We start from the raw sequence: 10937 nt of genomic DNA on the forward strand, positions 1-10937 counted from the left end.
GGCTGGCAGAGCCCCGTCAGGACCCCGCCCCTCCGGAAGGACCGCGCCCCCATGGCCCAGCGCTTCTACGACACCCGCACCGCGCAGATCCGGGACTTCGAGCCCCTCGTGCCCGGCGAGGCGTCGGTGTACTACTGCGGGGCCACGGTGCAGGGCATGCCGCACGTGGGCCACGTGCGCAGCGCGATCGTGTTCGACATCCTCATCCGCTGGCTCGAGGCCACCGGGCTGCGCGTCACCTCGGTGCGGAACGTGACGGACATCGACGACAAGATCCTCGACCGCTCGGCCGCCTCCCACGAGGCCGGCTTCGAGGCCTCGGACCTCTACCCGGCCCGCGAGCCGTGGTGGGCCCTGGCCTACCGGTTCGAGAAGGCGTTCGACGCCGCCTACCTCGCCCTCGGCGTCCGCCGTCCCACCTATGAGCCGCGCGCCACCGGCCACGTGCCCGAGATGTTCGCGCTCATCGAGCGCCTGATGGAGCGCGGCCACGCCTACCCCGCGCAGGACGGCTCGGGCGACGTCTACTTCGACGTCCGGTCCTGGGAGCGCTACGGCGAGCTCACCCGCCAGCGCGTCGAGGACATGCAGGACGCCCCCGACGCCGACCCGCGCGGCAAGCGCGACCCCCGCGACTTCGCCCTGTGGAAGGGCGCCAAGCCCGGCGAGCCCGCCACCGCCGTGTGGGAGTCGCCCTGGGGCGCCGGCCGCCCCGGATGGCACCTGGAGTGCTCGGCCATGTCCACGAAGTACCTCGGCGCCGAGTTCGACATCCACGGCGGCGGCCTGGACCTGCGGTTCCCGCACCACGAGAACGAGCTGGCCCAGTCGGCGGCCGCCGGTGACGGCTTCGCCCGCTTCTGGCTGCACAACGGGCTCGTCACCTACGGCGGCGAGAAGATGTCCAAGTCCGTGGGCAACACGATCTCCCCCGAGGAGATGCTCGGCATGGCCCGCCCGACGGCGGTGCGCTATTTCCTGGGGCAGGCCCACTACCGCTCCCAGCTCGACTACCGGCCCGGCGCCCTCGACGAGGCCGAGGCCGCCGTCGAGCGCATCGAGGGCTTCACGGCCCGCGCCCGCGCCGCCGGCGCCGTCCCGCCCGCCCCCGACGGGGCGCTCGCGGACCGCGTGCCCGCCGCCTTCCGCACCGCCATGGAGGACGACCTCAACGTGCCCCAGGCGCTCGCGGCCCTGCACGAGGCCGTGCGCGCCGGCAACTCGGCGCTGGCCGGGCAGGACCTCGACGCCGCGGCCGCCCGCCTGGCCGAGGTGGAGGCCATGACCGCGGTGCTGGGCCTGGACGACGTGCCCGAGGGCGACGACGCCGCGGCCGGCCCGGTGTCGGACGCCCTCGACTCGCTCGTCCGGTCGCAGATCGAGGCGCGGGCACAGGCCCGCGCGGACAAGGACTGGGCCACCGCGGACCGCATCCGCGATGCGCTGGCCGCGGCCGGCGTCGTGGTGGAGGACGGCGCCGACGGCGCCACATGGCGCCTGGCGGACTGACACCTAGACTGGAGGGCGATCCGGCGGCGCCCCGCGTGCCGCCGCCCCCGTCCCCGGCCCGCAGGAGTCCCGCCATGTCCACCGCCCCCCGCTCCGGCGGATCCCGCAAGCCCAAGGGCAAGAAGGGCCCCATGAAGGGCACCGGCGGCCACGGCCGCAAGGCGCTCGAGGGCCGCGGACCCACCCCCAAGGCCGAGGACCGGGTCTACCACAAGGCGCACCGCGCCAAGCAGCTGGCCGAGCGCTCGGCCGCCAAGCGCGGCCCCGTGAAGGACCAGGTCCGCGGCCGCGTGAAGCTCACGGACGAGACGGTCTCCGGTCGCAACCCCGTGCTCGAGGCGCTGCGCGCGGGCATCCCGGCCAAGGCGCTGCACGTGGCCGTGCGCATCGAGATGGACGACCGCGTCAAGGAGGCCCTGCGCCTCTGCCTCGAACAGGGCGTGCCGGTCCTGGAGAACACCAAGCCGGAGCTGGACCGCCTCTCCGGCGAGGCCGTGCACCAGGGCATCGTGCTGCAGATCCCGCCCTATGAGTACGCGGACGCCACGGCCCTGGCCCTCGACGCGCTCGCGAAGCACGAGAAGGGGCACCTGCGGACCCCGCCGCTGCTGATCGCGCTCGACGGCATCACCGACCCCCGCAACCTCGGCGCCATCATCCGGGCCGGCTCCGCGTTCGACGCGGACGGCGTGATCGTGCCCGAGCGGCGCTCCGTCGGCGTGACCGCCACCGCCTGGCGCACCTCGGCCGGCGCGGCCGCGCGGGTGCCCGTGGCCCAGGCCGGCAACCTGAACACCACCCTCGTCGACCTGCACAAGGCCGGCTACTTCGTGCTGGGCCTCGACGGCGGCGGGGACGTCTCCCTGCCCGGGCTCGCCCTGGCCACGGAGCCGCTCGTGCTCGTGGTGGGGGCCGAGGGCAAGGGTCTGTCCCGCATGGTGCGGGAGCACTGCCAGCAGATCGTGTCCATCCCGATCGACTCGACGATGGAGTCCCTCAACGCCTCGATGGCGGTGGGCATCTCCCTGTACGAGATCTCGGTGCAGCGCGCCGGCGGGCGCTGACCTCCACGGCGTCCCGCCCGGGATGACGGCCGGGCGGGGACGCGGGGGTCGCACACGAAGCCCAGCGGGGCAGAGTGTCCACCGTGATGCCCATCACATGGCAGGATGTCGCGTGGACACGCCCACGTCTTGCCCGTGACGCGCGTCACCGCGCACAGTGTCTGCACTGTGTCCGACGGGCCCCCGTCGGCGAGCGCATCCCGCACCGCACCATCAGAACGAGGTCCGTCTCATGAAGCACCGCTCCCTCCCCCTCACCGCCGCCCTCGCCGTCGTCGCCCTCGGGCTCACGGCGTGCGGCGACTCCGGCTCCGGCGGCTCCGGCTCGTCCTCCGCCGCCGGCGGCGAGGGCTCCTACACCGTGGGCATCAACCAGCTCGTCTCCCACCCGGCGCTCGACGGCGCGGCCGAGGGCTTCAAGGAGGCGTTCGAGGACGCCGGCCTGGACGTGACGTTCGAGGAGCAGAACGCCCAGGGCGAGCAGGCCACCGTCACCTCCATCGCCTCCACCTTCGCCAACGACGCGGACGTCGACCTCGTGGCCGCGATCGCGACCCCCGCCGCGCAGGGCACCGCCTCGGCCGTGAAGGACAAGCCGGTCGTGTTCATGGCGGTCACCGATCCGAAGGGCGCTGAGCTCGTGGCCTCGGACGAGGCCCCGGGCGGCAACGTCACCGGCGTCTCGGACCGCAACCCGGTCAAGGAGCAGCTGCAGCTGCTCAAGGACGTGAAGCCGGACGCCACGACCGTCGGCATCGTCTACAACTCCGGCGAGGCCAACTCCAAGGTCCAGGTGGACCAGGCCAAGGAGGCCGGCAAGGAGCTGGGCCTCGAGGTCAAGGAGGCCACCATCACCAACTCGTCCGAGGTCCAGCAGGGCGTGCAGTCCCTGTCCGGCGTGGACGGCATCTACGTGCCCACGGACAACGCCGTCGTCTCGGCGCTGGAGACCGTGGTGGGCTACGGCGAGGAGCAGCGCATCCCCGTCATCTCGGCGGACATCGACTCCGTGGAGCGCGGTGCCCTGGGCACGTACGGCATCGACTACGAGGCGCACGGCAAGCAGGCCGGCGAGATGGCCGTGAAGATCCTCAAGGACGGCGCGAAGCCGGCCGAGCTGCCCGTGGGCTACGCCGACCCGGCCAACCTGCAGCTCGTGCTGAACCCGAAGGCCGCCGAGGCCTACGGCGTCGAGATCCCCGCCGAGCTCACGGACAGGGCCGACCAGCTCGTCGAGGGCTGATCCCGCGCCTGACCCGCCTCCGCGGCGGCCCGGACCACAGGGTCCGGGCCGCCGCGGAGCACGTCGACGGCCGGCCCACCCCGCCCGCCGTCGTCCGTCCCCCTCGCACCGCCCGAAAGGCACCCACCCCATGCTGACCGCAGTGGAACTGGGTCTGATCTACGCCGTCGTCGCGCTCGGCGTGTACCTGACCTTCCGCATCCTCGACTTCCCCGACCTCACGGTGGACGGCTCGTTCACCACCGGCGCCGCCACGGCCGCCGTGCTCATCACGGGCGGCACGCCGGTGCCACTGGCCATGCTCGCCGCGTTCGTGGCGGGCGCGCTCGCGGGCCTCGTCACCGGCCTGCTGCACACCAAGGGCCGGATCGACGGCCTGCTCGCCGGCATCCTCACGATGATCGCGCTCTACTCGATCAACCTGCGGATCATGGGCAAGGCCAACATCCCCCTGCTCGGCCAGGACACCCTGTTCACGTGGCTCGACGACCTGGGCCTGGCCCGGAACTGGGGCTCGATCCTCGTGCTCTTCCTCGGCGTGTTCGTGGTGAAGCTGATCCTCGACTGGTTCCTGCACACGGACCTGGGCCTCGCCCTGCAGGCGACCGGTGACAACGAGGAGATGATCCGCTCGTACGGCGTCTCCACGGACCGGATGAAGATCCTCGGCCTGATGATCTCCAACGGCCTCGTGGCCCTCGGCGGCTCCCTGCTGGCCATGTACCAGGGCTTCGCGGACATCTCCATGGGCATCGGCCTCATCCTCGTGGGCCTGGCGTCCGTGATCGTGGGCCAGGCCGTGTTCGGCCAGCGCACGGTCTTCTGGGCGACGCTCGCCGTGATCGTCGGCGCCGTGCTCTACCGCCTGATCATCCAGTTCGCCCTCAACGCGGGCCTGAGCCCGAACGACATGAAGCTGATCTCCGCGGCTCTCGTCGTCGTGGCCCTGCTGCTGCCGCGCTTCGGCTTCGCCAAGCGCCTGAGCCTGCGCACTCGGGGCACGGCCGCGACCCCGGGGCCGGCCGCCGCCGCACCGGCCACCGCCGGCATGCCCCTGACCGGCGAGCCGGGCGGCGCCGCCCCCGCCGCATCCGTCCCCGAGGAGGCCCCCCGTGCTTGAGATCTCGCAGGTCTCCAAGACCTTCTTCCCGAACACCGTCAACGAGCGGCGCGCCCTGCAGGGCATCGACCTGCACCTGGCCGAGGGCGACTTCGTCACCGTGATCGGCTCCAACGGCGCCGGCAAGTCCACGATCCTGAACACGATCGCCGGCAAGCTGCTCCCGGACACCGGCACCGTGGCCGTAAGCGGCAAGGACGTCACCCGCATGCCGGACCACCGCCGCGCGGCCTCGATCGGCCGGGTGTTCCAGGACCCGACGGCGGGCACGGCACCGAACCTCACGATCGAGGAGAACATGGCCCTGGCCTGGCGACGCGGGCACGCCCGCGGGCTCTCGCGGGGCGTCTCCCGCGCCCGGCGCGCGATGTTCCGCGACGAGCTCACGAAGCTCGAACTCGGCCTGGAGAACCGCCTCACCGCCAAGGTCGGGCTGCTCTCCGGTGGCCAGCGTCAGGCGCTCAGCCTGCTCATGGCCACGTTCTCCGGACCGAAGATCCTGCTGCTGGACGAGCACACCGCCGCCCTGGACCCGTCCCGGGCGGAGCTGGTGACCCGCCTGACCCGGCAGGTGGTGGCCGAGCACCGGCTCACCACGCTGATGGTCACGCACAACATGTCCCAGGCCCTCGAGGTCGGCAACCGGCTGATCATGATGCACGACGGCCGGATCATCCTCGAGCTGGACGAGCAGGAGAAGGCCGGGCGCACCCCGGCGGACCTGCTGGCCGAGTTCGGCAAGATCAAGGGCGCCGTCGTGGACGACAAGACCATGCTGTCCTGAGCGTCCCGTCCGGCGCCCCGTCCCCGGCCCGCCCCTCCGCCCCCCACGGCGGGCGGGCGGGCCGGCCGTTCTCACCGGCGCGGCCGCGGGGTAGCGTCGTGGCGTGAGCACCGTGAAGCCCGACACCCAGAGCGCCACCGCAGCCGATGTCCGCCTCCAGACCGTCACGGGGCGTATCCCGGTGACGGACGTGCAGCCCGTGGTGCTGGACGGCCGGTTCCCGGCGAAGGCCGTGGTCGGCGAGGACATCCCCGTCCGCGCGACCGTGTTCCGCGAGGGCCACGACTCCGTGCGCGCCACCGTCCGCCTGTTCGACCCGGCCGGCGCCGAGGTGCAGCGCGTGCAGATGCGTCCGGGCCGGCCCGGCCTGGACGAGGTCGTGGCCACGCTGCGGCCCGCCGAGCCGGGCCTGCACCAGTTCGTGGTCGAGGGCTGGGACGATCCGGTGGGCACGTGGAAGCACGCGGCCACCGTCAAGATCGCCGCCGGCGTCGACGTGGAGCTGATGCTCGCCGAGGGCGCCGCCCTGTTCCGCCGGGCCGCCGAGGACGCGGAGCGCTCGGCCGAGGACCGCGCCGTGTTCGAGGAGGTCGTTCGCGGCCTCGAGGACGAGTCGCTCATCCCGGCCCAGCGCCTGGCCTCCGCCGAGTCGGCGGAGGTGTCCGCCGTCCTCCACGCCCGCCCCGTGCGGGAGCACCTCACGAGCTCCGAGCTCTACCCGCTGGACGTGCAGCGCGAGCTCGCCGGCCGCGGCGCCTGGTACGAGTTCTTCCCCCGCTCCGAGGGCGCCCGCTTCGACGAGGCCTCCGGCACGTGGTCCTCCGGCACCTTCGCGACGGCGGCCGACCGGCTCCCGGCGGTCGCCCGGATGGGCTTCCAGGTGGCCTACCTGCCGCCGATCCACCCGATCGGCACCACGCACCGCAAGGGTCCGAACAACACGCTGACTGCCGGGCCGCAGGACCCGGGCTCGCCGTGGGCGATCGGCGGGCCCGAGGGCGGGCACGACGCCGTGCACCCGGACCTGGGCACCGTCGAGGACTTCGAGGCGTTCGTGGCCGCGGCCGCGGACGAGGGCCTCGAAGTGGCCCTGGACCTGGCCCTGCAGTGCTCCCCGGACCACCCGTGGGTCACCGCGCACCCGGAGTGGTTCACCACCCGCGTGGACGGCACCATCGCGTACGCGGAGAACCCGCCGAAGAAGTACCAGGACATCTACCCGCTGAACTTCGACAACGACCCGGACGGCCTCGCCCAGGCGGTGCTGGACGTGGTGCGGGGCTGGGTGGCCCGCGGCGTGCACATCTTCCGCGTGGACAACCCGCACACCAAGCCCCTGTGGTTCTGGGAGTGGCTGATCGCGAAGGTCCGTGCCGAGGAGCCGCGCGTCGTGTTCCTCGCCGAGGCCTTCACCCGTCCCGCGATGATGCACGCCCTGGGCAGGGTCGGGTTCCAGCAGTCCTACGGGTACTTCACCTGGCGGAACACCGCCGAGGAGCTCGCGGAGTACCTCCAGGAGATCTCGCACGAGACGCCGGCGTTCTACCGCCCCAACCTCTTCGTCAACACGCCGGACATCCTCACGGAGTACCTGCAGCACGGCGGCCCGGGCGCGTTCCGGATCCGCGCCGTCGTCGCGGCCACGGCCAGCCCGCTGTGGGGCGTCTACGCCGGGTTCGAGCTGTTCGAGCACGTGGCCCGGCCCGGCGCGGAGGAGTACATCGACAACGAGAAGTACGAGTACCGTCCCCGGGACTGGGAGGGCGCGGAGGCCGCGGGCGCCTCGCTCGCCCCGTACCTCACCCGGCTCAATGAGATCCGCGCGGCGCACCCGGCGCTGGGCGACCTGCAGAACCTGACCCTGCACTCCTCGACGCACCCGGACCTGCTCGTGTTCTCGAAGACGCGCTCGGCCCGGCCCGAGGGCGCGCACCGGGACGCCGAGGCGGTCACCGACGCCGGTCCCGCGGAGGACACCCTGATCGTCGTCGTCACCACGAACCCGCACGACGTCGTCGAGGCGACCCTGGACCTGGACCTCGAGGCGCTGCGTCTGCGCCCCGAGGACCGCGACGCGTCCGGGGCCGTCGAGGTGGAGGACCTGCTCACCGGCCAGCGCTGGCAGTGGGGCCGCACCCCGTACGTCCGCCTGGACCCCAACGTCGAGCCCGCCCACGTCCTGCGGATCGTCCGGAACGGCTGAGCCGCTCCCGACGCCCGCCGTCCCCAGAACAGGAACCGCCATGACCCCGTCCGCCGCCCCCCGCCCCGCCGTCGCCCCGCTCGCCGTGGACCCGGAGGTGCTGGCCGCCGTCGCGCAGGGCCGGCACCACGATCCGCACACCGTGCTGGGCGCCCACCCGCATCCCGACGGCGCCGCGGTCACCTACCGCGTGCTGCGCCCGCTGGCGCGCACGGTCACGGTGGTCCGCGCCGGCGACGGGCAGCGCGTGGAGCTGACGCACGAGCACGACGGCGTGTTCGCGGGCGTGGCCCCGACGCCCCGTGTGGCCGGGGCCGCCGCGGGCGACTACCGCGTCGAGGTGGCATACGAGACCGAGGACGGCACGACCGGCCCCGTCCAGGAGCAGGACGACGCGTACCGGCACCTGCCCACGCTCGGCGAGCTGGACCTGCACCTGATCGGGGAGGGCCGGCACGAACGGCTGTGGGAGGTGCTCGGCGCCCGCGTGGTCCGCACCTCCGCCGACGAGGCCGTCGGCACGGCCTTCGCGGTCTGGGCGCCGAATGCGCGGGCGGTGCGCGTGGTGGGCGACCACAACGGCTGGGACGGCCGGACCCACGCCATGCGGTCCCTCGGCTCCTCCGGCGTGTGGGAGCTGCTGGCGCCCGGCGTCGGTCACGGCGACCGCTACAAGTTCGAGATCCTCGGTCGGGACGGGCTCTGGCGGCAGAAGGCGGACCCGATGGCCCGCTGGACGGAGGTCCCGCCGGCCACGGCCTCGCGGGTGCTGGAGTCCGACTACGACTTCGGGGACAGCGTCTGGATGGAGCGCCGCCGCGTCACGGACCCGCATGAGCGCCCGCTGAGCATCTACGAGGTGCACCTGGGCTCGTGGCGGCCCGGGCTCGACTACCGGGAGCTGGCCGAGCAGCTCGTGGAGTACGTGCAGTGGCTGGGGTTCACGCACGTGGAGTTCCTGCCGGTCGCGGAGCATCCGTTCGGCGGGTCCTGGGGCTACCAGGTGACCGGCTACTACGCCCCCACCTCCCGGTTCGGCTCCCCGGACGAGTTCAAGCACCTGGTGGATGCGCTCCACCGGGCGGGGATCGGCGTCATCGTGGACTGGGTGCCCGCGCACTTCCCCAAGGACGAGTGGGCGCTCGCGCGCTTCGACGGGACCGCCCTGTACGAGCACCCGGACCCGCGGCGGGGCGAACATCCCGACTGGGGCACCCTCGTGTTCGACTTCGGCCGCACCGAGGTCCGCAACTTCCTCGTGGCCAACGCGCTCTACTGGCTCGGCGAGTTCCACATCGACGGGCTGCGCGTGGACGCCGTCGCCTCGATGCTCTACCTGGACTACTCGCGCGAGGACGGGCAGTGGGAGCCCAACGTGCACGGCGGCAACCACAACCTCGAGGCCATCGACTTCCTGCGCGAGGTCAACGCGACCGTGTACCGCCTGCACCCCGGCGTCCACATGATCGCGGAGGAGTCCACGGCCTTCTCCGGGGTGAGCGCTCCCGTGGACGCGGGCGGTCTCGGCTTCGGCAAGAAGTGGAACATGGGCTGGATGCACGACACCCTGGCCTACCTGTCCCAGGACCCGGTCAACCGCCGGTGGCACCACGGGCAGTGGACGTTCTCCATGGTGTACGCCTACTCGGAGAACTACGTGCTGCCGCTGTCCCACGACGAGGTCGTCCACGGCAAGGGCTCCCTGCTGGGCCGCATCCCGGGCGACCGTCGGCAGCAGCTGGCCACCCTGCGTGCCTACTACGGCTACATGTGGGCCCACCCCGGCAAGCAGCTGCTGTTCATGGGCGGGGAGTACGCGCAGCCGAGCGAGTGGTCCGAGGGCGAGGGCCTGGACTGGCCCGTCTCGTGGGACGAGGCGCACCGCGGGGTCCAGTTGACGATCCGGGAGCTCAACGCGCTCTACCGCAGCAAGCCGGCGCTGTGGTCGCTGGACCACAGCCCGGAGGGATTCGCGTGGGTGGACGGCGGCGACGCCGACGGCAACACGCTCGTGTTCCTCCGCCTGCCCGCTGCGCGGGTGGTGCCGGAGACGCGGATCGACGACGACGGCGCCGCGGTCCCGGCCGCCGAGCCGGGCGGTGCCCCGCTGCTGTGCATCACGAACCTCTCGGGGTCGCCGCGCCAGGGGTTGCGCGCGGGGGTGCCGTCCGCGGGGGAGTGGACGGTGGTGCTGGACACCGACGCGACCGACTTCCACGGTGACGGCTGGCGGGAGCAGACCGGCCAGTCCGAGGTGGTCACTGCCCATGAGGGCCAGTGGCAGGGCCAGCCGGCCCACGTCACGGTGAACGTGCCGGCGCTGACCACCCTGTGGCTGCAGCCGAACCCGGACACGACGGGCACGCCCTGAGGCGTGGTGCACGTCACGGTCGGCGGTCTCGGCGCGGAAGCGTCGAACGGGGCCGGCCAGGCCGAAGAAATCCGCGAGAACAGGCGGAAGCCGACCGTCCACCCGTGCCCGGACGCGGGGTGTCACCCCTGTTTTTGTGTTCGGTGGGATTCGGGTGTAGACTTCCATCTCGTGCTCAAGACGCCGACCGGGTGACCGGGGGGCGGGGTGAAGAACACAGAATCCGCGGATTCATGCCGAGAATGGCAGGTCCAGGGCGGGTGGTGCTCACCGGGTGCGCGGCCGGCAGTGATGCGGGTCGGGATTCCTGAAGACGATGATCTGGTTTGACAGCCGGGGATCGTGTGGTAAGGTTTTTGAGGCCTTCCACGTGGATGGTCCGGTGAGTGTCCGGCCCCGCGGTGAGCGGAGTTAACATGGTCGGATCGCGTGGTAAGGTTTTCTAGCCCGGCCACGTGAACGGACGGTGAAGGCTTCGGACACGGAGTTGACACGGTCGAATCGGATGGTCTAGGATGGAGAAGTTGCTCCAGAGCGAAACGGCCCGCGGAGTGGGTCGCTGAAGCTGGAAGCGCCTGTTGTTTGAGAACTCAATAGTGTGCCAAGTTTGTTGATGCCAATTGTTTTAACACATATTGGTTGA

The 10937-nt window shown here is 72.3% G+C and carries 7 protein-coding genes; all 7 read left to right on the top strand.

The annotated features are described in order from the left end of the window. The first annotated feature begins 51 nt into the window (after positions 1 to 51). The 7 genes from cysS to glgB all read left to right on the top strand — a co-directional run bounded on the left by cysS (position 52) and on the right by glgB (position 10294). Positions 52 to 1509, top strand: a complete 1458-nt coding sequence (cysS, locus tag AUV08_RS11635; RefSeq protein WP_041104726.1) for a cysteine--tRNA ligase — start codon at positions 52 to 54, stop codon at positions 1507 to 1509. A 74-nt stretch (positions 1510 to 1583) separates the two neighbouring features. Beyond that, positions 1584 to 2573 (top strand): 23S rRNA (guanosine(2251)-2'-O)-methyltransferase RlmB, encoded by a 990-nt coding sequence (gene rlmB / locus AUV08_RS11640; protein ID WP_036382443.1) that lies wholly within the window; start codon positions 1584 to 1586, stop codon positions 2571 to 2573. Between the two features lie 232 nt (positions 2574 to 2805). Further along, positions 2806 to 3816 (top strand): ABC transporter substrate-binding protein, encoded by a 1011-nt coding sequence (locus tag AUV08_RS11645; RefSeq protein ID WP_044658572.1) that lies wholly within the window; start codon positions 2806 to 2808, stop codon positions 3814 to 3816. A gap of 130 nt (positions 3817 to 3946) precedes the next feature. Next, on the top strand, positions 3947 to 4936 hold the full coding sequence (locus AUV08_RS11650) for an ABC transporter permease (protein WP_036341456.1): 990 nt from the start codon (positions 3947 to 3949) through the stop codon (positions 4934 to 4936). Further along, positions 4929 to 5720 carry an ABC transporter ATP-binding protein gene (locus AUV08_RS11655; RefSeq protein WP_061866981.1) on the top strand — a complete coding sequence of 264 codons (792 nt, stop codon included), beginning with the start codon at positions 4929 to 4931 and terminating at the stop codon, positions 5718 to 5720. The genes AUV08_RS11650 and AUV08_RS11655 overlap by 8 nt, the downstream gene beginning before the upstream one ends. Positions 5721 to 5823: 103 nt before the next feature. Further along, on the top strand, positions 5824 to 7923 hold the full coding sequence (locus tag AUV08_RS11660) for an alpha-1,4-glucan--maltose-1-phosphate maltosyltransferase (RefSeq protein ID WP_061866980.1): 2100 nt from the start codon (positions 5824 to 5826) through the stop codon (positions 7921 to 7923). Between the two features lie 40 nt (positions 7924 to 7963). After that, positions 7964 to 10294 (top strand): 1,4-alpha-glucan branching protein GlgB, encoded by a 2331-nt coding sequence (gene glgB / locus AUV08_RS11665; RefSeq protein ID WP_061873265.1) that lies wholly within the window; start codon positions 7964 to 7966, stop codon positions 10292 to 10294. Positions 10295 to 10937: the final 643 nt, after the last annotated feature.

Origin of the sequence: Micrococcus sp. CH7 (assembly GCF_001595485.1) — a bacterium.
Lineage (GTDB): Bacteria > Actinomycetota > Actinomycetes > Actinomycetales > Micrococcaceae > Micrococcus > Micrococcus luteus.

Coding starts and splice junctions, on each gene's coding strand:
- AUV08_RS11645 (WP_044658572.1), top strand. CDS start 2,806: ATGAAGCACCGCTCCCTCCCCCTCACCGCCGCCCTCGCCGTCGTCGCC.
- rlmB (WP_036382443.1), top strand. CDS start 1,584: ATGTCCACCGCCCCCCGCTCCGGCGGATCCCGCAAGCCCAAGGGCAAG.
- glgB (WP_061873265.1), top strand. CDS start 7,964: ATGACCCCGTCCGCCGCCCCCCGCCCCGCCGTCGCCCCGCTCGCCGTG.
- AUV08_RS11650 (WP_036341456.1), top strand. CDS start 3,947: ATGCTGACCGCAGTGGAACTGGGTCTGATCTACGCCGTCGTCGCGCTC.
- cysS (WP_041104726.1), top strand. CDS start 52: ATGGCCCAGCGCTTCTACGACACCCGCACCGCGCAGATCCGGGACTTC.